Here is a 21,004-nt window from a genome sequence, read left to right as displayed (position 1 = left end):
CGGGTAACGCGCAAGGGGTGACTCTAAGATGGTGGCCGCCAGGGACGTCAAGGCGATGAGCAGGGAAGAGGCTGCCGAAAGGGCTGACGAGCTCCGCGATCAGATCAGGCATCATGACTACCTTTACTACGTGCTCGACCGTCCCGAGATCCCCGACTGCGAATACGACCGGCTCTACAGGGAGCTTCTCGAAATCGAGGAGTTGTTCCCCGAGCTCAGGACGCCGGATTCGCCGACCCAGCGCGTCGGCGGAGAGCCGCTTCCCGCGTTCAACCAGGTACGGCACCGCTTTCCCATGCTCAGCCTCAGCAACGCGTACAGCGCTGACGAGATCAGGGCGTTCGACCGTAGGGTGAGGAGCCTGCTGGCCGAGACGGTGGCCGACGCGACCGTCGAATACGTCGTCGAGCCCAAGATAGACGGGTTGTCGGTTTCGTTGGTGTACGAGAACGGCGTGTTCGTGCAAGGCGCCACGAGGGGCGACGGAGAAACCGGCGAGGACGTCACGGAGAACCTCAAGACCATCCGGAGCATCCCGCTGAGACTCAGGCCACTTCGGCGGGCCGGCGCCGGCCCCGCTGGCGCCGGGGAAGCGGCCGGTACTGCGGGTGCGGCGGGCCTACCGCAGATACCTGCGAGGCTCGAGTGCAGGGGTGAGGTGTACATGCCCCGCCCCGCATTCGAGGCGCTCAACAAGGAGCGCGAGGCCAGAGGCGAGCCGTTGTTCGCCAACCCGCGCAACGCGGCGGCGGGATCGCTCAGGCAGCTCGACTCCAGGGTGACAGCATCCCGCAGGCTGGCGGGGTTCGTCTATGAGATCCGTCACTGGGAGACCGGCGGCGCCGTGGGGGGCGAGCTCGAAGAAGACGCCGGCGGCCTTGCCGAAAACCGGTCGGGAAGCAGCGGTGGGGGCGCCAGAACCCATGTCGAGGGAATGAAAACCCTGGAGCACCTCGGCTTCAAGATTCCGCCGTATCGCTCGTTCAGCACTATAGAGGGGGTCATCGACTACTGTAACGAGTGGGCGGTCAAACGCGACGATCTGCGCTACGAAATCGACGGGATGGTCATCAAGGTCAACGAGCTTGCACAGCGGCCCGTGCTCGGGTCGACGGCGCATAGCCCGAGATGGGCGCTGGCGTATAAGTTCCCCGCACAGCAGGCGGTGACGCGAGTTCTCGACATAATTATACAGGTCGGCCGTACGGGGGTTCTCACCCCCACGGCGATACTCGATCCGGTCAGGCTGGCGGGCTCGACGGTGGGTCGCGCCACACTCCATAATGAGGACATAATCCGGGCCAAGGACGTGCGAATCGGGGACCACGTCATCATTCAGAAGGCCGGAGAGGTCATACCCGAGGTCGTGTCGGTGCTCAAAGAGAAGCGTACCGGGCAGGAGACCGAATTCAGGATGCCGGAGAAATGCCCCGAATGCGGCGCCGGCGTGATCCGGCTGGAGGGTGAAGCCGCCGCGCGGTGCACCGGCATTTCCTGCCCCGCGCAGCTCCGGGAAGGCATCATCCACTTCGCGTCGAGGGACGCGATGAACATCGAAGGCCTCGGCCCCGCGCTGATACAGCAGCTCCTGGACGCGGGCCTCGTGAAGGACGTGGCCGACCTGTACTACCTGAATCGCGAGGATGTGCTGAATCTCGAGCGCAAGGGTGAGAAGTCGGCGTCCAACCTCATCGCGGCCATACGGAAAACCAGGGACAACCCGCTTGAACGACTCATCTTTGCACTCGGCATCCGCCACGTCGGGCAGAAGGTCGCCCAGCTCCTTGCGGACCGTTTCGGTAGCATGGAGGCACTGTCGGCCGCCACCAAAGAGGAACTGACGACGGTTCCCGACATCGGTGACAAGATTGCGGAAAGCGTCGTCCAGTTCTTCCGCCAGGACCAGACTCGAACTGTCCTGCGGAAACTGGAGGCGGCCGGCGTCCGGATGCGGGACGAACCGAAGATCGCGCGTTCGACTCCACTCGCGGGAAAGCGGTTCGTGGTCACGGGGACGCTCGAGACCATGAAGCGGTCTGATGTCGAGAGGCTTATCCGCGAGTTGGGCGGCGAAGTCCAGTCGGGCGTCGGCAAATCCACCGACTACCTGGTCGCCGGCGAGAACCCCGGTTCCAAGCTGGACAAGGCGAGGGAGCTGGGCACGACTATACTCTCCGAGATGGAGTTTCTTGCGATGGCCGGCCGGGGCAATACTGCCGGTGAAAGCGCGCCGGACGGTGACCACGGCGACCGCTGACACATTACGAGCGCCGCGAAGTCCGGCGACGCGAGACGGGGTGATCTGGTTGGCGATTTCGAGAGAAGAAGTACTTCACGTGGCCAGGCTGGCGAGGCTCGAGCTGAGCGAGGAAGAGGTCGAGGCGTACACTCGGCAGCTGTCCCGCATACTCGAGCACATCAACAAGCTCCGCGCCCTGGACACGTCTGACGTTCCGCCCATGTCGCACGCCCTGGACCTGGAGAACGTCATGAGACCGGACGAGGTCAGGGCGGGCTTCTCGAGGGACGAGACGCTTTCGAACGCCCCAGATTCGGCCGGCGGGTTCTTCCGCGTGCCGAAGATCAGGGAGCCTTGATACAGGAGGGTGTGATTGTGGCAAACCTGCACCACATGACGGCAAAGCAGCTGGGCTTCCTGATAGGATCCGGCGCGGTCTCGGCCGGCGAGGCTGTGGAGCACTTTCTCGACAGGATAGACCGGCTCAACGGGTCGGTCAAAGCCTTCCTGCGCGTTACCGGCGAGCATGCCCTGGAAAGCGCCCGCAAGATGGACCAGCGCCTGGCCGAACAGGGGCGGAGGGGCGCCGCACCCGGCGCCGGCGGCCTGCCGGACCTGTTTGGCGTGCCGTTCGCCCTGAAAGACAACATTTGCACGAGGGGCATACATACGACCTGCGCTTCGAGGATACTCGAACCGTTCGTCCCGCCGTACGATGCCACGGTGACGATCAGGCTGCGCGAGGCCGGCCAGGTGCTGCTCGGCAAGACCAACATGGACGAGTTCGCCATGGGGTCGTCGTGCGAGAACTCGGGCTTCTTCCCGGCGCGCAACCCCTGGAACCTTAACCTCGTCCCCGGCGGTTCGAGCGGCGGCTCCGCCGCGGCGGTTGCGGCGGGCATGGTCCCGTACGCGCTGGGTTCCGACACCGGCGGTTCCGTCAGGCAGCCCGCTGCGCTGTGCGGGATCGTGGGACTGAAACCCACGTACGGCGCGGTATCCCGGTACGGGCTCGTGGCGTTCGCGTCGTCCCTCGACCAGATTGGGCCGCTGACAAGGGACGTTGCCGACTGCGCCGAGGTGATGAACATCATCGGCGGGCACGACCCCATGGACTCCACCTCGGCGCCGCGGCCCCGGGGAAACTACGGGGAGAAGCTCGGCATGGAGATCCGCGGATTGCGCATCGGAGTGCCGAAGGAATACATGGGTCAGGGCATCGAGCCCGGCGTCAAGGCGGCCATCGACCGTGCTCTGGGAGTGTTCGAAAGCCTTGGCGCCGTGGTCGAGGAGTGCTCCATGCCCCACACGGAGTACGCGTTGTCGGCGTATTACCTTATCGCGCCCGCGGAGGCATCCTCCAACCTCGCCCGGTACGACGGTGTGAAGTACGGGATCCGTGAGGAAGCGGCCGACTTGCTGGGTATGTACCAGAAGACCCGCAGGCGGGGCTTCGGGCCGGAGGTAAAGCGAAGGATCATGCTCGGCACCTACGCTCTGAGCAGCGGTTACTACGACGCATACTACCTCAAGGCGCTCAAGGTGAGAACCCTCGTGAAGAGCGACTTCGATAAAGCGTGGGAGAAATACGACGTGCTGGCCTGCCCGACGTCGCCGACGGTGGCGTTTCCGATCGGGTCCAAGACCGCAGACCCCATGCTCATGTATCTTTCAGACGTTTTCTCCATTCCTGTCAACATGGCCGGGGTACCCGCCATATCGATCCCCTGCGGGCTCGATGGCGGCGACAGGGGGCTCCCCGTTGGGCTCCAGATAATGGGCCGGCCGTTCGACGAGGCCACGATCCTGATGGTCGCTCACGCGTTCGAGCAGGCGGCAGGCACGAGCCGCCTTGTTCCGGCAATGGTGGCGGAGGGGTGATTAGCCATGGTTGAAAACACGGTGGCCACGGGGGCCACGTACACGGTGCCGGGGCCCGGCGGCGCGCTGTTCGAGCCCGTCATCGGCCTCGAAGTCCACGTCGAGTTGAACACGAAATCGAAAATATTCTGCTCGTGTGCGGCTGCGTTCGGGGCCGAACCGAACTCGCAGGTTTGCCCGGTGTGCATGGGGCTGCCCGGGTCGCTTCCGGTGCTCAACAGGGCGGTCGTGGAATACGCCATGAAAGCCGCCCTGGCCCTGAACTGCCGTATACAGCCGTTCAGCCAGTTTCACCGGAAGAACTATTTCTACCCCGACCTACCGAAAGCGTACCAGGTCTCGCAGTACGACTACCCGCTGGCGACCGGAGGGTTCATCGAGATAGACGTCAACGGCTCGAAGAAGAGGATCGGCATCAAGCGGCTGCACCTCGAGGAGGATGCGGGCAAACTCCTCCACGAGGGCGCGATCGATCAGGCGTCGTTCTCCCTGGTCGACTTCAACAGGTGCGGCGTGCCGCTCATAGAGATAGTCTCGGAGCCGGACGTATCCTCTCCAGAGGAAGCCAGGAGCTACCTGCAGGCGCTCAAGAGCATCCTGCAGTACACCGGGGTGTCCGACTGTAAGATGGAGGAGGGCTCGCTCCGCGTCGACGCCAACGTGTCGGTGCGGCCCGCAGGCTCGGCGACTTTCGGCACGCGCACTGAACTGAAGAACGTCGGCTCCTTCCGCTCGGTGGTGAGGGGCCTCGAGTACGAGATAAAGCGGCAGGTGGAAGTCGTCTCTAGCGGCGGCGAGGTCGTACAGGAAACGCGCCACTGGGACGAGCCCAGGGGGATTACGGTTTCCCTCCGTGGTAAGGAAGAGGCGCACGATTACAGGTACTTCCCCGAGCCGGACCTCGTGCCCCTTAGCGTCGACGACGCGTGGGTCGAGCAGATCCGCGGGACACTGCCGGAACTGCCCGAGGCGCGCAAGCGAAGGTTCGTGGAGAGCTACGGGCTGCCCGAGTACGACGCGAGCGTCCTGACGGTCTCGCCCAGGATGGCCGATTTCTTCGAGGACTGCGTCAGGGCGTACGGGACCGATGCGGGAAAACCGAAAACCGTCTCGAACTGGGTGATGGGTGAGGTCACGCGTTTCCTCAACGTAAACGACATCGAGATAGAGCAGGCGAAGGTCACGCCGGCCCACATCTCTGGTCTCCTGAAGCTCATCGACGACGGGACGATAAGCGGCAAGATCGCCAAGTCCATATTCGACGAGATGTGTGAGACCGGGGAGACGCCCGGTGACCTTGTGAAGCGAAAAGGCCTCGTGCAGATCTCGGATGAGGGCGAGCTCGAGCGGCTGGTGCTCAAGGCGATTGAGGACAATCCCAAGGTCGCGCAGGACTTCAAGTCGGGAAAGTCCGCCGCCCTCGGATTCCTCGTGGGCCAGGTCATGAAGGCCACGCGTGGAAGGGCCAGCCCCGAGGCGGTAAACCGGCTGCTCAAGCAGCACCTGGGCTAAGACGGCCCGGCCGCCCGCCGGTCGTGGTTGCGTCCGCGGCTGCAATCACGCGACTGCAATCGGGCTGGACGCGGGGCAAGGCTATAGCTTATAATCGGAATCAGTCATTTTGGAGCAGGCGATCGCCTCCGGGCGGTGGGGCTGGGCGTAACGCAGCGGGTTGGAAGCCCGTGGGACCAAGGGGTCCCGCGGGCTTTTTGCGTGGCGGGACAGGGTCATAGAAAGGGATGACTCATGGACTTCGTCAGTAAGGCGTTGCTGAGAAAATTCGTCGGGGACTATGGCGACACGCAAGACCCCGGGGTCAGACGCGCATACGGTTACCTGGAGGCATGGGTGGGCATCCTCGGGAACGTGCTGCTCGCGGGGCTGAACGCCGCACTCGGGCTCATGTTGAACAGCATATCGCTGCTCGCCCAGTCTGTCCACACGGCGGCGGACGTCGTCACCTCCGTCATCGTTCTCGCAGGCTTCGCGGCGGCGTCGCGGCCTCCGGACGAGCAACACCCGCACGGTCACGGGCGTGTCGAAACGATGGCCAGTCTCGTCATCGCCATCCTGCTGGCGATCGTCGGGTTTGAGTTCGCGTCCAAGGCTGTTGGCCGGATAATCGGCGGGGCGGTAGTTAAGGGCAACCCCGGCGTGGTTGCGGTGCTGCTGGCCGTCGGGCTCGCGAAAGAGTGGATGGCACGATTCTCGATATCGCTGGGCAGGGCAATCGGCTCGCCGGCGCTCGAGGCGGACGCCTGGCACCACAGATCCGACGCGGTTGCCAGTGCGCTGTCGTCAGTATCGATTGCCTCGGCTGTGGCGGGCTACCCCAAAGTGGACGCCGCACTCGGGGTCGCCGTTTCAGTGCTGATAGCCTACACCGGAGTCAAGCTCGGCTGGTCGTCGGCCAGCGTGCTTATGGGAGAGCGTCCGGACCCCGAGCTGGCCAGCGCTGTCGACGAGGTCGTAAGGTCCGTGGACGGCGTCAAGGACATGCACAGGTTCGTGCTGCACGATTATGGCGCGACGAAGGTTGGCTCGGTACACATACAGGTGGCTCCGGATCTTAACGTGAAGGAATCCCACAGCATAGCCGGCGCCGTGAGGCGTCGCCTGCGCGAAGAGTTCTCCATCGACTGCGTGGTACACGTCGAACCCGGCGCAGAGCCCTGACCCGTCGGGAGAGGTAAACTGGCCTCCCGAGCAGAACTACCCGGGCGGGAGACTCACCGGCCATCACACCATAAGTTGGAGAATTTGACGGGGGTGTTCCTACACGATGGGAGATGAGAATGCGCAGAGCCCAGGTTCCGGTTTGGAGAACGGTCTGAAGGTCTCGTTCGATGTGGCGGGAGGTATAGACGCCGAGCGGGCTGCGATGCTGCTCGCCCTGACCAGGACTCGCGAGGAAGAGGACGAGGTCAAGCGCATCCTGTCGAAGGTACGAGGACTCAAGTTTGCAGTGACTGAACTCGGCGGGATGAGCGACGCGTTGCGATCGAAGATCGGCCCGCAGGTGGTAGGCGCGTGCCTGAGCCAGGAAGTGATACGAAAACGCTCGTCCGATACTCACGCGCTGCTCCACGCCCTGATCGAAGCTGAACGCGGGTTGCTCACCGACGCGCCGATGAGCGCCAGCATGTCCATGAAAATCGCCGTCGTACGGCAGGGGTCGTGGATAGTATGCGCGATCTTCGGACACTCGGCCTTCCACGTTCTCACAAACCACAGGCGTGCAGGTTTGGGGGCCATGCACCTTGACTGAACAACGCGGCCAGGACCCATAGCCCCATGCGACATGGGGAAGACATCAGCAGGGTTTGCAGGAATTCCGTCAGTCTTGCCGAATGTAAGCCTCAAAAGGTACCCCGCGACTGTGTGACAGTGTGACTCGACCTAACCACCAGCCTGGGGCGCTTGTGATAGTGTGACTGTGCGTAAGCCTCAGAAGCTTTATGCTCCTGAGGCTTTGCTGTGCCCCGCGACTGCCAATAAAAGGAGGGAATGGGCATGGCTACCAGACCACTTTCGGGGATCAAAGTGCTGGATCTTACCCGGGTACTCGCGGGGCCGTACTGCGCCATGGTGCTCGGGGACCTCGGCGCCGACGTCATGAAAGTGGAGATCCCGGGCAGGGGCGACGATTCCCGCGAGTTCGGCCCCTTCATCGGGAAGGAGAGCGTCTACTTCATCAGCCTGAACCGCGACAAGAGGAGCATGTCTCTGAACCTGAAGAAGCCCCAGGGCAAGGATCTCTTCAAGAAGCTGGTGTCGAAGAGTGACGTCGTTCTGGAGAACTACTCTCCGGGAACGATGGAAGACCTCGGGATTGGTTACGAGGAGTTGAGGAAGGTCAACCCAAGACTTATCTACGCGGCCTGCTCGGGGTTCGGTCACACCGGTCCATACAGCCGCAAGCCGTGCTACGACCAGATCGCGCAGGGCATGGGCGGCATCATGAGCATCACCGGGCACCCGGGTGGCCCGCCGACAAGAGTGGGCGCCTCCATCGGCGACATCACTGCGGGACTGTTCACGGCTATAGGCATCCTTGCGGCCTTGCGTCACCGTGACCTCACCGGCGAAGGGCAAATGGTGGACGTGGCCATGCTTGACTGCCAGGTGGCTATCCTCGAGAACGCCATAGCGAGGTACTTCGCCAGCGGCAAGTCACCGGGCCGTATCGGGAACAGGCATCCATCCCTCACCCCCTTCACTGCGATGCAGACCAAAGACGGCTACATAAACATCGCCGTCGGCAACGACCCGATGTGGGTAAGGTTCTGCGAGGCAATCGGCCTGCCGGACCTTGGGAAAGACCCCAGGTTCACTACTAATCCGCTGAGGACCCAGAACTGGAGCGAGCTCGAGCCGGTACTCGCCGGCGTGTTCCGGACGAAGTCCACCCAGGAATGGACCGCGATCCTGGAGGGGGCGGCGGTGCCCTGCGGGCCGATCAACACTGTCGAGGAGGTGGTAAACGACCCGCAAATCAAGGCGAGGGAGATGGTGGTGGAGGTACAGCAACCCGGCGTCGGAGGAGTGAAAATGGCGGGCGTGCCGGTGAAGTTCTCGGCCACACCGTGCAGCATCGAGATGCCTGCTCCCGCGCTTGGCCAGCACACCTTCGAACTCTTGAACTCGCTTCTCGGTCTCTCCGTTGAGGAATTCGACAGGCTCCAAGCGGAAGGCGTCGTCTAGGGCCACCTGCATTCGACCCCTATAACCACATAAAGGAGTGGGCAAAGTGAGCGTCGCACTAGTTTCCCTGCTCGGCATCCTTGTGGCCATAGCCATCGGGTTTGCGTTCGACATCAGCACGGGGCTCGTGAGCGTGGCGTTTGCGTTCGTCGTTGGCCAGTTCCTGGGCGGAATGAAGCCTAATGACATCATCGCGGGGTGGCCGACAAATCTCTTCTTCATCCTCTTCGGCGTAACCCTGCTGTTCGCGATCGCCAAGACAAATGGGACTTTGGAACTCCTCGCCCGAAAGTCGGTCTACGCCGCGCGAGGCCAGGCGAAGCTCATCCCCATAGTCTTCTTCCTGCTTGCATTCGTCCTCGCTGCTATCGGCCCCGGCAACATCTCGGTATGCGCTCTCGTGCACCCGATCTCAATGGCGGTGGCGCAGGAAACCGGGATCAGCCCGCTGCTCATGGCGCTCATGGTAATAGCGGGTTCCAATGCCGGCGGACTCTCGCCGATCGCGCCCACCGGCATAATCGGCGTCGAGCTTGCAAAGAAGCAGGGCCTTGACACTGGAATGCACGTCTGGATAAATATGATCATCCTGCAGATCATCATAGGTATCGTGAGCTACGTGTTTTTCGGTGGTTTGAAGATTTCAACGAAGGGGCAGCTCTCCAGGCCCAATCCGTTCGACAAGAACCAGCTGGTCACCCTTGGAGGAATCGCCGCGCTGGTGCTGACAGTCGTGTTCCTGAAGTGGAACGTGGGACTGGCTGCGTTCCTCGTGGCGGCGGCACTACTATTGTTTAAAGTAGCTGACCAGAAGAAATCGGTAGCCGCTGTCCCGTGGATGACGCTCCTCCTCGTGTGCGGAGTGGGCGTCATGGTCAACGTGGCAGGCAAGACAGGGGGCATCAAGCTGCTGACGGATTTCCTCGGTTCCTTCATGACCCCGAGGTCCGCCGCGGCCATAATGGCCCTGACTGGTGGCGCCATGTCGACATTCTCCTCGGCCTCCGGAGTTGTGATGCCCACCCTGATCCCTACGGTACCCGGGCTCATCCAGAAGCTCGGGACCACGGTACCGCCTGAAAGCCTGGTGTCGGCGGTTGTACAGGGAGCACACGCTGTGACAAATAGCCCGCTGTCCACGCTGGGAGCCCTGGCAATGGCTGCCGCGCCGGATACCATTGACAGAGAGAAGCTATTCAGGGAGCTGCTGGCGGTCGGCATCGGAGGGGTGCTGTTCGTAGGCATCCTGATGTACTTCGGCATCGTCCGGTGAGCTGCCTGACAAAGGGGCGGTACCGTGGCTGGCGACCGCCCCTCCCCCTTCAGACCCGGGCCCCCGGATCTCCTACCCGGCCCACCCATTCGGGTAGTATAGCGATGTTTCAAGAAGACCGTGGAGGATTTCACGTATACTATGCCGAAACATACTCTCTGGAACTCGGTTGGTGAGACAAGACCCAGGTTCGATCATAGTGCCAGACCGGGGGGCCGAAAGCCTCTCAACGCAGGCAACACCTGATCGAAGCCCAGTGCAGACAGGGGGGCACGCGGTCAGGTGTTGCATTATTCCGGGGGAGGTACCATCTAAAGATGTACGACAAGGAAAAGATGGAACGGGTGAAGCAAGTCAGGAAGGGGTGGGAAGAGGGGCCGCTGGCGAAGAGCCTGGCCAAGGCGCCGGAGTCGAAGCCGCAGTTCGTTACCGGTTCCAACATCCCGGTCGACCGGCTGTACACCCCGGCGGACGTCGAGAACCTCGACTACGAGCGGGATCTCGGCATTCCTGGCCAGTACCCGTTTACCCGCGGCGTCCAGCCCACGATGTATCGTGGCCGGCTGTGGACGATGAGGCAGTACGCCGGGTTCGGTTCCGCGGAGGACACGAACAAGCGCTACAAGTTCCTCCTGCAGCAGGGTCAGACAGGACTCAGCGTGGCGTTCGACCTTCCGACGCAGATTGGTTATGACTCCGATCATTCGCTGGCGGAAGGCGAAGTCGGCAAAGTCGGTGTGGCTATCGACTCCCTGGCCGACATGGAGACCCTGTTCGATGGCATCCCGCTCGACAAGGTCAGCACGTCGATGACCATCAACGCTCCCGCCGCGATCCTCCTCGCTATGTACATTGCGGTGGGCGAAAAGCAGGGTGTGTCCGCAGACAAACTCAACGGCACCATCCAGAACGACATCCTCAAGGAATACGCAGCCCGGGGCACTTACATATTCCCGCCCAAGCCTTCAATGAGGCTGATCACCGACATCTTCGAGTTCTGCTCGAAGAACGTCCCCGAGTGGAACACGATCTCAATCAGCGGCTACCACATCAGGGAGGCCGGCGCGACGGCCGTCCAGGAAGTCGCGTTCACGCTGGCCAACGGTATCGCGTACGTCGACGCGGCCATAAAGGCGGGGCTGGACGTCGACAAGTTCGGGCCGAGGCTGTCGTTCTTCTTCAACGCGCATAACGACCTGCTCGAAGAGGTCGCCAAGTTCCGAGCGGCGAGGCGCCTCTGGGCCAGGATCATGAAGGAGAGATTCGGCGCCAAAGACCCCCGCTCCCAGATGCTCCGCTTCCACACTCAGACGGCCGGTTCCACGCTCACCGCTCAGCAACCCGACAATAACATCGTCAGGGTCGCGCTGCAGGCGCTCTCAGCGGTGCTCGGCGGGACCCAGTCCCTGCACACGAACTCCAGGGACGAGGCGCTCGCGCTGCCGTCCGAGGATTCCGTCAGAATCGCCCTCCGCACGCAGCAGCTCATCGCGTTCGAGAGCGGCGTGACCAACACGGTAGACCCGCTCGCAGGCTCGTTCTACGTGGAGGCGCTGACCGACAAGATCGAGAAAGAGGCCAATGCCTACATCGAGAAGATCGACGCGCTCGGCGGCTCGCCGGTCGCTATCGAGAAGGGATTCGTGCAGCAGGAAATCCAGGACAGCGCGTACAGGTACCAGAAGGAAGTCGAGAAGGGCGAACGAATCGTGGTCGGCGTGAACAAGTTCCAGATCCAGGAGCCGCCGCCCAAGGGACTGCTGAGAGTCGACCCGGCGGTCGGCGAGCGGCAGAAGCAGAAGATCGCGAAGGTCAAGGCGACCAGGGAGAACACGAAGGTTGCCGCCGCGCTCGGCGCGCTGGAGAAGGCGGCCGCCGGTTCCGAGAACCTCATGCCGCTCATCCTCGAGTCGGTACGGTGTTACGCGACGCTCGGCGAGATCTGCGACACGCTGCGTAAGGTGTTCGGCGAGTACAAGTCAACAGTGAGCATATAGGGGGAGGGTAGCGACATGGCAGAAACCCGAGTCAGGGTGCTGGTGGCTAAACCGGGACTGGACGGTCACGACCGCGGGGCGAAGGTCATCGCCCGCGCGCTCCGCGACGCCGGCATGGAGATCATATACACTGGATTGAGGCAGACGCCCGAGCAGATAGCGGAGGCGGCCCTTCAGGAAGACGTCGATGTGGTGGGCCTGAGCATCCTGTCCGGCGCTCACCTGGCGCTCTTCCCCAGGGTAATCGAGAACCTCAAGAAACGCGGGCTCAAGGACGTCCTCGTCGTGGCCGGTGGCGTAATCCCCCACGAGGACATACCCGCCCTCAAGGAGGCCGGGGTTGCCGCAGTGTTCACGCCCGGCGCTTCGATGCGGGAGATCGTGAAGTTCATCGAGGAGAATGTCAAGAAATCGGTATGAATGGGGCTGAGCGGCGCCATGGATACCTTAGGTATGCTGAACGCAACGCGAACGGAGGTGAAAACATGCTGGTCACCAGGGTAGACCATATCGGTGTCGCGGTCAACAGCATCGATGAGGCCGCGAAACTGTACACAGACATCCTCGGGCTGAAGATGCACGGGGTTGAGGAAGTCGCCGAGCAGAAGGTGAGGGTCGCGTTCATCCCGGTCGGCGACAGCGAGATAGAGCTCATCGAGTCCACCTCACCTGATGGCCCCGTCGCGAAGTTCATCGAGGCCAAGGGGGAGGGCATCCAGCACATCGCGCTCAGGGTGAAGGACATCGAGAAGGCGCTTGAGGAGTGTAAGGCGGCCGGTCTCAGGCTTATCGACGAGAAGCCTCGCAAGGGCGCCGGTGGCGCGAAGATAGCGTTCGTGCACCCCAAGGTCACAAACGGCGTCCTGCTCGAGATTTGCGAGAGGTCGTAAGTTTATAGGCGGTCAGGGCTCCGGTCCTGTTCGTCCGGGTCTTCGCATCAGCAGACGGAGGTGAAGAAGGTTGGGCATTGAGGAGAAACTGGCCGAACTCCAAAAACGACGCACTGAGGTCCAGCAAGGAGGAGGTCCCGACAGGCTCGACAAGCAGCGCAAGTCAGGGAAGATGACCGCGAGGGAGCGGATCGACGCGCTGGTCGACGCGGGCACATTCGTCGAGCTGGACGCTTTCGTCGAGCACCGTTGTACCAACTTCGGGATGGATAAGGTCCGGGCGCCCGGTGAGGGTGTCGTGACGGGATACGGCTACATCAACGGCCGGCCCGTGTGCATTGCCGCCCAGGATTTCACGGTCATCGGTGGTTCACTGGGTGAGGCTCACGCGCTCAGGATAGCCAAGGGGCTGGACCTCGCCAGGAAGATGGGGGTCCCGTGCATCTGCCTGAATGACTCGGGCGGCGCGAGGATCCAGGAAGGCGTAGATGCACTGAAGGGTTACGGGGAGATCTTCTACAAGAACTCCATCTACTCCGGCGTGATCCCGCAGATTTCGGTAATCATGGGGCCGTGTGCTGGAGGTGCGGTGTATTCCCCCGCGCTCACGGACTTCGTATTTATGGTAGAAGGTACGAGCAACATGTTCATTACCGGCCCGCAGGTCATCAAGGCGGTTACCGGTGAGGACGTGAGTCCGGCCGACCTTGGCGGCGCCACCGTCCACAACAGGGTCAGCGGCGTGGCTCATTTCTGGGCCCAGGATGAGAAGCAGTGCCTCGACATGATCAAGACACTTCTCAGCTACATCCCCTCGAACAACCTCGAGGACCCGCCCAGGGTGGATACCGGCGACGACCCGAACAGGACTGACGAAAACCTGCGAAACCTCGTCCCGACGGATCCCAACAAGCCGTACGACATGAAGGACCTGATCAACGGGGTCGTGGACAGGGGCACGTTCTTTGAGGTCCACCAGTATTATGCCGAGAATATCATCGTCGGGTTCGCGCGGGTGAACGGCCGTACGGTCGGCGTCATCGCCAACCAGCCCAAGGTCAAGGCGGGCTGCCTCGACATCGACGCTTCCGACAAGGCGTGCAGGTTCATCAGGTTCTGCGACTGCTTCAACATCCCGCTCGTCACGTTCTCGGACGTCCCCGGTTACCTGCCGGGCGTCGGCCAGGAGCACGGCGGGATCATTCGCCACGGCGCCAAGCTCCTGTACGCGTATTCCGAGGCGACGGTGCCCAAGATCACCCTGATCGTACGCAAGGCATACGGCGGCGCGTACATCGCCATGTGTTCCAGGCATCTGGGGGCCGACCTGGTATATGCGCTCCCGACCGCGGAGATCGCTGTCATGGGACCCGAGGGTGCGGCCAACATCATATTCAGGGACGAAATAGCGAACGCCCAGGAACAGAAGGCCGTGCGCGCCCAGAAGATCCAGGAGTTCCGCGACAAGTTCGCCAACCCGTACATCGCCGCATCCAGGGGGTTCGTCGACGACGTCATCGACCCGAAGGAGATCAGGCCGAGGCTCATCGGCGCGCTCGAGATTTGCAGGAGTAAGGCCGAGACCAGGCCCGCCAAGAAGCACGGCAACCTACCGATGTAGCTATGGATCACCCGGAGGGCCCTCCGGGGCCTCCGGCCTGTGTGGCGCAGGGGAGAGGAGACATCGAAATGCCCGACACAATGATAGGCGGACTGTGGTTGACAATCATCGACATGTCGGTGGTTTTCCTGGTACTCTGGGTGCTCGCGCTCATAATCAAGGCTATCAAGGTGTTCGTGGCGCCGTTCGAGAAGGGTTCAGGCCCAAATGGGAACGGCGGCGGCCGCAAGGCGCCCGCGGATGAGATGGAAGTAGTGGCTGCCGCGGAGGGCGAGAGTGTCGAGGCGGTGGGGGCCGAAGTGAGCTCCGAGGTATCCGCCGAGGTTACGGCCGTGATCAGCGCGGCTGTGGCGGCTTACCTTGAGAAGCCGGCGTCAGGTCTCGTGATCGGCATGCAGGGAACCCGCAGGGAAGAAAGCCTGTGGGCGATGGCGGGGCGCACCAGGATCATGCAATCCAGAGAACTGGTTCGGAGGAGGGCTACGGCGTGAGGAAGTTCAAGATAACAGTCAATGGTAAAGAGTACGAAGTAAGCGTGGAAGAGGTCGGCGGCGGAGCCAGTCCAGCGGTAGTCGCGGCTCCAGCACCCGCACCCGCACCTGCGCCCGTGAAAGCTGAGCCTGCACCCGCGGCCCCGAAGGCGGCGACCGCCGCTGCTCCAGCGGCGAAACCCAAGCCAACCGGTGGCAAAGACGGCCTGATATCCGCACCGATGCCCGGGACGATAAGCGAGATCCTGGTCCAGGAAGGACAGCAGGTCAAGAAGGGCCAGGTATTGATAATGCTCGAGGCAATGAAGATGCAGAATGAAATCATGTCCCCGTGTGACGCCGCTGTCGCTTCGGTGCACACGAGCAAGGGAGCGAGCGTCAACACCGGGGATCCCCTGATCACCCTGGCGAAATAGTCCCGGTGCCTCCCGGACGGACAATATGTGACTGAAAGCTGAAAGGGGACAATCCTCGATGGACGCATCGGGCGTTATCAAGACGCTTCTGGATAGCACCGGATTCATCGGGCTCACGTGGGGCAACATCGTGATGCTCGGTGTGGGGTGCATCCTACTCTACCTTGCCATAGCCAAGGGCTTTGAACCCCTGCTCTTGTTGCCCATCGGGTTCGGTTGCGTTGTGGCAAACCTCCCCCTAACGGGGATCATGGCCGAGGGGGGTCTCCTGAAGTACCTATACTTCGGAGTCGAACACGAGATATTCCCACCCCTTATTTTCCTCGGAGTGGGGGCGATGACCGACTTCGGCCCGCTCCTCGCTAACCCGAGCACTCTTCTCCTTGGGGCGGCCGCCCAGCTGGGCGTGTTCATCGCGCTCCTCGGAGCCAAAGCGCTCGGGTTCACGATCAAGGAGGCGGCCTCGATCGGCATCATCGGCGGTGCCGACGGTCCTACGGCCATTTACACGACGATGAAACTCGCCCCACACCTTCTGGGGCCCATCGCCGTGGCGGCGTATTCGTACATGTCGCTCGTGCCGCTGATTCAGCCACCGATCATGCGTGCGCTAACTACCAAGAAAGAGCGCACGGTCATCATGGAGCAGCTCAGGCCGGTCTCCAGGACCGAGAAGATCCTGTTCCCGGTCGTGTCGGGAATCACGGTCAGCCTCATCCTCCCGATGGTCGCCCCGCTGGTAGCCATGCTCATGCTCGGCAACCTGTTCAGGGAGGCCGGAGTCGTGGAGCGCCTCTCCAAGACGGCGCAGAACGAACTGATCAACATCGTGACCATATTTCTGGCCACATCGGTGGGCGCCACGATGAGCGCCGAGTCGTTCCTCAACTTGCAGACGATCCAGATCATTGGCCTCGGCCTGGTTGCATTCATGGGCGGCACAGCCGGTGGTTTGATCCTGGGTAAGGTCATGTACGTGTTGAGCGGTGGCAAGGTCAACCCGCTGATCGGCTCGGCCGGCGTTTCCGCCGTCCCGATGGCGGCGCGCGTGTCGCAGGTGGTGGGCCAACAGGAGAACCCCGGCAACTTCCTGCTCATGCACGCGATGGGCCCTAACGTAGCAGGCGTCATCGGCACTGCAGTCGCCGCGGGCACCATGCTGGCGCTGCTGAAGCGGTAGACTACACGATCTGATGATGAACACAACCGAGGAGTTGGTAAATAGAATACTGGACGGTGACAGGCTCGCGCTCGCGCGAGCCATCACCGTCGTTGAGAATGAATCGCCCGGCCACAGGGAGATCGTCAAGGCCGCGTACCGTCATTCCGGGCGGGCCTACGTGGTCGGCGTGACGGGGTCCCCGGGTACGGGCAAGAGTACTCTGACGGACGGGCTGATCGATGCTGCCCGCAATGAAGGCAAGAAGGTGGGCGTGATCGCGGTCGACCCGACCAGCCCATTCACCGGCGGCGCGATACTCGGTGACAGGATCAGGATGCAGACCCGTTCCATCGATCCTGACGTGTTCATAAGGAGCCTGGCCACGAGGGGCCACCTTGGTGGACTCTCCCGTGCCACGGGGGCGACCCTGCACCTGCTCGACGCGTTCGGCTGCGACGTCATCTTCATAGAGACGGTTGGAACGGGCCAATCTGAAGTCGAGATCATGAGGTACGCCCATACAGTGGTGGTGGTCGCGGCGCCGGGGATGGGCGACGACGTCCAGGCCATGAAGGCCGGCATCATGGAGATCGGCGACGTATTCGCCGTCAACAAGGCCGACAGGGAGGGCGCCGGCAGGACGGCGCTCGAAATCGAGTACATGCTGGACATGAGCCCTCCCGGGAGGGGATGGCGTCCGCCCGTGGTCAAGACCGTGGCCGTCAGCGGCGAAGGGATAGCTTTACTGGCGTCGAAAATCTCGGAACACGCCGCCTACGTACGGCAGAGCGGGGAGATGCAGAAGCACGCCCTGCAGGCGTCCGAGTTCGACGTCAGCGAGGTCCTAGCGCAGGCGGTCGTGGAGCCTCTCATTGAGAAGTCCAAGGCGCGGGGCCTCTGGGATGACGTCATCTCGAAGGTTGCGTCGAGGGAACTCGACCCGTACACGGCGGTGGATATCCTCATAGAATCACGGAAGACAGAATAACGGAAGGGGCATTAGCGGCTTTGGAGCCAGGGCGATTCGATCGCCGCTCAGGAATACTGAAGACTATTGCCGGGCTGGTTCCCGCCAGCAGGCTGCTGTTCGATGAACCCATGTCCCGTCACACGTCGTTCAAGATCGGCGGTCCCGCCGATCTTGTCGCTATCCCGTCCTCCGTTGACGACCTCAGGACCGTACTGGCGTTTTGCACGTCGGAGTCTCTCCCCTGGTTCGTGATGGGGAACGGCACTAACCTGCTGGTCAGGGATAAGGGTATAAGAGGTGTCGTCATAAAGCTAGCGGGCACGCTGGACCGGCTCGAAATCGCCGGAGAGACGCTGACAGCCGGCTCGGGTGCGCTGCTCCGCAAGACGAGCGAGGCGGCTGCCGCGCGCGGCCTTGCGGGGCTGGAGTTCACCCACGGGATCCCGGGCACCGTCGGGGGCGCGGCGGTGATGAACGCCGGCGCCTACGATGGCGAGATGAAGGACGTCATTGAGTCCGTGGAACTGCTCTCACCCGGCGACGGTCGCGTCGTTGTCCTCGAAGCGGCCGCGCTCGGCTTCGCTTACAGAAAGAGCGTGCTCCAGGACCGGAGCGACATCGTGCTGTCCGCTACCATGCGCCTGAAACGCGGTGACCGCCCCGCCATTCTGGAGCGCATGAGTGACCTTGACCGGAGAAGACGAGAGAAGCAGCCCCTCGACTTGCCCAGCGCCGGCAGCGTGTTCAGGCGCCCCGAAGGCGCGTACGCGGGGCCGCTCATAGAAGGCGCCGGGCTGAAGGGCCACAGGATCGGCGGCGCCGAAGTGTCCACGGTTCACGCAGGGTTCATCGTCAACCGCGGTGGAGCGACGGCGGATGACGTACTCGAGATGATTACTTTTATTAGGGACGCAGTTCTGCGGAAATACGGGGTCGAGCTGACCCCCGAGATCAAGGTGGTGGGTGAAGCCTGAGGCGGGTAAAGCCCAGGGCGGCGCCCCCTGGAGGAGTCATCGGCATCGTCGCTCCTTCCGGCCCGGTGGATGCCGAGGGCCTCGAACGGGGGGTTGAGGCGTTCAAAGGCGCCGGCTTTAGAGTCCGTCTGGGGCGTCACGTAATGGAGCGGCGCGGCTACCTGGCGGGGACGGATTCCGCGCGCGCCTCCGACTTCAACGAGATGTTCCGCGACCCGGAAGTCCACTGCGTGGTGTGCGCGCGGGGTGGGTACGGGTCAATGCGGATCCTCGACATGATCGACTACGAGGCCGTGCGCGCCAGTCGTAAGGTATTCGTCGGATACAGCGACATCACGGCGCTTCACCTCGCCATCCGGAAGCGCGCGGGCCTGGTGACATTCCACGGTCCAGTTGTCGAGGCCAAGGACCCCGAGCGACTCAATGACTACACGGTCTCGCACCTCGTTCGCGCCATCACCTCCACGGGACCCCTCGGTGATCTGGCCAATCCCATCGGGGTGCCGGCGCCCTCACGCCCGCGGTGGAACGGCGGGGGACGCGCCGCCGGCACGCTCACGGGCGGCAACCTGTCCATGGTCGTTTCATCAATTGGGACCCCCTTCGAGATAGATACCAGGGACAAGATACTCATGCTCGAGGAGGTCTCCGAAAGGCCCTACAGGATCGACAGGATGCTGCGGCAGCTCCAGATGGCGGGAAAACTATCCAGTGTCGCCGGGGTGGTGCTGGGCGAATTCATCGACTGTGTCCCCGAGGCCGGCAAGCCGACGCTCCAACTTGACGAGATATTCGCCCACTACTTCGGGGATCTCGGGGTTCCGGTTGTGTCGGGCCTGTGCTGCGGGCACGGGAAATACAGGCTCACCATTCCGCTCGGCGTGCGGACCGAGATCGACGCTGCTACAAACGGCGCAACTTTAAGAGTGACCGAGGGGGCTTGTGTTTGAAGCGAAGAACCGGACGCCGCGACGGCGGAGAGGTCGCCAATCTGGAGATCACCGGACTCTCTCACGAAGGCGCGGGCGTGGGGAGGCACCGGGACAAGGCCGTATTCGTCCCCGGGGGCATCCCCGGCGATACAGTGCGCGCGAGGATAACGGAGCAACGGAAGAGATTCTCGCGGGCGGAGCTCGTGGCGGTTGAGCGGGCCTCCGCTCTCAGAGTCGACCCCCGCTGTAGCGTTTCGGAGTACTGCGGGGGCTGCAGCCTCCAGGCGATGTCGTACGAGGGCCAGCTTTCGTGGAAAAAGAGGCTGGTCGAGGATGCGCTGTCGAGGATCGGCCATTTGAAAGGTGCTGTCGTCCGCGATACGATGCCCTCGCCGGAACCATGGCACTACCGGAACAAGGTCATGTTCCCCGTGGGCCGCGCGTCCGGACGGGTCGACGGGCGGGCCGGCTTTCGACCGGGCTCGTGGCTAGTGGCCGGCTGTTTTCGCAAGGGCACGCACGAGATCGTCCCCGCGGAGTCGTGCCTGATACAGCATCCTACCAACAACCTCATACTCCGCGAGGCGCTCAAGTTGTGCGAGGAGCACCGCGTCGAACCGTACGACGAGCGAACCGGAAGGGGCGTCCTCCGGTACATAATGGCGCGGGTGGCGGTCGGGACAGGCGAGTCGATGGCGGCGTTCGTCACCGCACTGCGGAGGTTTCCCGCCGCCGCGGAGATCGCTGAAGGACTGATGAAGGCAGTCCCCGGCCTGGTCAGCGTGGTCCAGAACGTCAACCCCGGGAGGACCAACATCGTGCTCGGTACGGAGTGGAAGGTCATCCGGGGGCGCGAGTGCATAGATGACCTGTTCGGAAACGACGAGACCGGTCGCCTCAGGTTCCGGATATCCCCGCTGTCGTTCTACCAGGTTAACCCCGTGCAGGCTGCGAGGGTGTACGCAAAGGCGTTGGAATACCTCGAATCCGGGATTCGGGATTCAACCGCGCTGGACCTCTACTGCGGCATCGGGACCATCACGCTCTTCCTGGCGCGGCGCTTCTCCCTCGCGGTGGGGATCGAGGAATCCCCGGACGCCGTCAGGGATGCGCGGCGGAACGCCAGGCTCAACGAAATAGGCAACGTCAGGTTCGTCGAGGGCCGGGCGGAGTGGGTTGCCCAGTCCGTCGTGTTCGGACTTGCCTCCGAAGGGGCGTCGCCGGCCGCGGTTGTGCTGGACCCGCCGCGCGCCGGCTGCTCTGAAGGAGTCCTCGACGCCATCGCCAGGACAAAACCCGCCACTGTCGCCTACGTGTCGTGTTATCCTTCGACACTTGCGCGGGACCTCGCTTACCTCGAGGGACTCGGCTACAGGACTGTCGAGGTGCAGCCGTTCGACATGTTTCCCCAGACCCCCCACGTGGAGGCGGTCGCCTGCATCGTCAGGGCTTGA

At 62.8% G+C, this 21,004-nt stretch carries 19 protein-coding genes; all 19 read left to right on the top strand.

Features of this window, described 5'->3' with window-relative positions:
* Positions 1-55 precede the first annotated feature (55 nt).
* The 19 genes from ligA to rlmD all read left to right on the top strand — a co-directional run bounded on the left by ligA (position 56) and on the right by rlmD (position 21,004).
* The gene (gene ligA, locus HPY55_02165) at positions 56-2,257 is read left to right on the top strand and encodes an NAD-dependent DNA ligase LigA (protein NPV69436.1); all 2,202 of its coding nucleotides are present in this window, start codon (positions 56-58) and stop codon (positions 2,255-2,257) included.
* Positions 2,258-2,306: 49 nt separating this feature from the next.
* On the top strand, positions 2,307-2,597 hold the full coding sequence (gene gatC, locus HPY55_02160) for an Asp-tRNA(Asn)/Glu-tRNA(Gln) amidotransferase subunit GatC (protein NPV69435.1): 291 nt from the start codon (positions 2,307-2,309) through the stop codon (positions 2,595-2,597).
* A 35-nt stretch (positions 2,598-2,632) separates the two neighbouring features.
* Positions 2,633-4,120: an Asp-tRNA(Asn)/Glu-tRNA(Gln) amidotransferase subunit GatA gene (gene gatA, locus HPY55_02155; protein NPV69434.1), complete on the top strand. Its 1,488-nt coding sequence runs from the start codon at positions 2,633-2,635 to the stop codon at positions 4,118-4,120.
* Positions 4,121-4,126: 6 nt separating this feature from the next.
* On the top strand, positions 4,127-5,632 hold the full coding sequence (gene gatB / locus HPY55_02150) for an Asp-tRNA(Asn)/Glu-tRNA(Gln) amidotransferase subunit GatB (protein NPV69433.1): 1,506 nt from the start codon (positions 4,127-4,129) through the stop codon (positions 5,630-5,632).
* Positions 5,633-5,866: 234 nt separating this feature from the next.
* On the top strand, positions 5,867-6,796 hold the full coding sequence (locus tag HPY55_02145) for a cation transporter (GenBank protein NPV69432.1): 930 nt from the start codon (positions 5,867-5,869) through the stop codon (positions 6,794-6,796).
* A gap of 106 nt (positions 6,797-6,902) precedes the next feature.
* The gene (locus HPY55_02140; protein ID NPV69431.1) at positions 6,903-7,388 is read left to right on the top strand and encodes a HutP family protein; all 486 of its coding nucleotides are present in this window, start codon (positions 6,903-6,905) and stop codon (positions 7,386-7,388) included.
* A gap of 239 nt (positions 7,389-7,627) precedes the next feature.
* A complete protein-coding gene (locus HPY55_02135; GenBank protein NPV69430.1) occupies positions 7,628-8,824 on the top strand; it encodes a CoA transferase in 1,197 nt (398 codons plus the stop codon).
* Positions 8,825-8,870: 46 nt separating this feature from the next.
* Positions 8,871-10,097, top strand: coding sequence for a hypothetical protein (locus tag HPY55_02130; protein ID NPV69429.1), 1,227 nt, complete (start codon positions 8,871-8,873; stop codon positions 10,095-10,097).
* A 317-nt stretch (positions 10,098-10,414) separates the two neighbouring features.
* A complete protein-coding gene (locus tag HPY55_02125) occupies positions 10,415-12,094 on the top strand; it encodes a methylmalonyl-CoA mutase family protein (protein NPV69428.1) in 1,680 nt (559 codons plus the stop codon).
* A gap of 15 nt (positions 12,095-12,109) precedes the next feature.
* Complete coding sequence (locus HPY55_02120; protein NPV69427.1) at positions 12,110-12,514, top strand: cobalamin B12-binding domain-containing protein; 405 nt, start codon at positions 12,110-12,112, stop codon at positions 12,512-12,514.
* Positions 12,515-12,579: 65 nt separating this feature from the next.
* Positions 12,580-12,984 carry a methylmalonyl-CoA epimerase gene (gene mce / locus HPY55_02115; GenBank protein NPV69426.1) on the top strand — a complete coding sequence of 135 codons (405 nt, stop codon included), beginning with the start codon at positions 12,580-12,582 and terminating at the stop codon, positions 12,982-12,984.
* 70 nt (positions 12,985-13,054) lie between these two features.
* Positions 13,055-14,605, top strand: a complete 1,551-nt coding sequence (locus tag HPY55_02110; protein ID NPV69425.1) for a methylmalonyl-CoA carboxyltransferase — start codon at positions 13,055-13,057, stop codon at positions 14,603-14,605.
* A 68-nt stretch (positions 14,606-14,673) separates the two neighbouring features.
* Positions 14,674-15,096, top strand: coding sequence for an OadG family protein (locus tag HPY55_02105; GenBank protein NPV69424.1), 423 nt, complete (start codon positions 14,674-14,676; stop codon positions 15,094-15,096).
* Positions 15,093-15,512, top strand: a complete 420-nt coding sequence (locus HPY55_02100; GenBank protein NPV69423.1) for a biotin/lipoyl-binding protein — start codon at positions 15,093-15,095, stop codon at positions 15,510-15,512. The genes HPY55_02105 and HPY55_02100 overlap by 4 nt, the downstream gene beginning before the upstream one ends.
* A 58-nt stretch (positions 15,513-15,570) precedes the next feature.
* On the top strand, positions 15,571-16,692 hold the full coding sequence (locus HPY55_02095; protein NPV69422.1) for a sodium ion-translocating decarboxylase subunit beta: 1,122 nt from the start codon (positions 15,571-15,573) through the stop codon (positions 16,690-16,692).
* A 13-nt stretch (positions 16,693-16,705) separates the two neighbouring features.
* Positions 16,706-17,662 (top strand): methylmalonyl Co-A mutase-associated GTPase MeaB, encoded by a 957-nt coding sequence (gene meaB / locus HPY55_02090; GenBank protein NPV69421.1) that lies wholly within the window; start codon positions 16,706-16,708, stop codon positions 17,660-17,662.
* Positions 17,663-17,772: 110 nt separating this feature from the next.
* Entirely contained in the window at positions 17,773-18,618 is an 846-nt protein-coding gene (gene murB / locus HPY55_02085; GenBank protein ID NPV69420.1) for a UDP-N-acetylmuramate dehydrogenase, read from the top strand.
* Positions 18,619-18,683: 65 nt separating this feature from the next.
* Complete coding sequence (locus tag HPY55_02080; GenBank protein ID NPV69419.1) at positions 18,684-19,568, top strand: LD-carboxypeptidase; 885 nt, start codon at positions 18,684-18,686, stop codon at positions 19,566-19,568.
* Positions 19,559-21,004: a 23S rRNA (uracil(1939)-C(5))-methyltransferase RlmD gene (gene rlmD, locus HPY55_02075; protein NPV69418.1), complete on the top strand. Its 1,446-nt coding sequence runs from the start codon at positions 19,559-19,561 to the stop codon at positions 21,002-21,004. The genes HPY55_02080 and rlmD overlap by 10 nt, the downstream gene beginning before the upstream one ends.

The sequence above is a fragment of the Bacillota bacterium genome, from assembly GCA_013178305.1.
Taxonomy (GTDB): Bacteria; Bacillota; Sulfobacillia; order JABLXB01; family JABLXB01; genus JABLXB01.
This window is presented reverse-complemented; position numbering and strand designations above follow the sequence as displayed.

Bases quoted from the DNA above. Each gene is read 5' to 3' on its own strand.
- ligA (NPV69436.1), top strand. From the start codon at position 56: ATGAGCAGGGAAGAGGCTGCCGAAAGGGCTGACGAGCTCCGCGATCAG.
- gatA (NPV69434.1), top strand. From the start codon at position 2,633: ATGACGGCAAAGCAGCTGGGCTTCCTGATAGGATCCGGCGCGGTCTCG.
- gatB (NPV69433.1), top strand. From the start codon at position 4,127: ATGGTTGAAAACACGGTGGCCACGGGGGCCACGTACACGGTGCCGGGG.
- HPY55_02145 (NPV69432.1), top strand. From the start codon at position 5,867: ATGGACTTCGTCAGTAAGGCGTTGCTGAGAAAATTCGTCGGGGACTAT.
- HPY55_02140 (NPV69431.1), top strand. From the start codon at position 6,903: ATGGGAGATGAGAATGCGCAGAGCCCAGGTTCCGGTTTGGAGAACGGT.
- HPY55_02135 (NPV69430.1), top strand. From the start codon at position 7,628: ATGGGCATGGCTACCAGACCACTTTCGGGGATCAAAGTGCTGGATCTT.
- HPY55_02125 (NPV69428.1), top strand. From the start codon at position 10,415: ATGTACGACAAGGAAAAGATGGAACGGGTGAAGCAAGTCAGGAAGGGG.
- HPY55_02120 (NPV69427.1), top strand. From the start codon at position 12,110: ATGGCAGAAACCCGAGTCAGGGTGCTGGTGGCTAAACCGGGACTGGAC.
- mce (NPV69426.1), top strand. From the start codon at position 12,580: ATGCTGGTCACCAGGGTAGACCATATCGGTGTCGCGGTCAACAGCATC.
- HPY55_02105 (NPV69424.1), top strand. From the start codon at position 14,674: ATGCCCGACACAATGATAGGCGGACTGTGGTTGACAATCATCGACATG.
- HPY55_02095 (NPV69422.1), top strand. From the start codon at position 15,571: ATGGACGCATCGGGCGTTATCAAGACGCTTCTGGATAGCACCGGATTC.
- meaB (NPV69421.1), top strand. From the start codon at position 16,706: ATGATGAACACAACCGAGGAGTTGGTAAATAGAATACTGGACGGTGAC.
- murB (NPV69420.1), top strand. From the start codon at position 17,773: ATGTCCCGTCACACGTCGTTCAAGATCGGCGGTCCCGCCGATCTTGTC.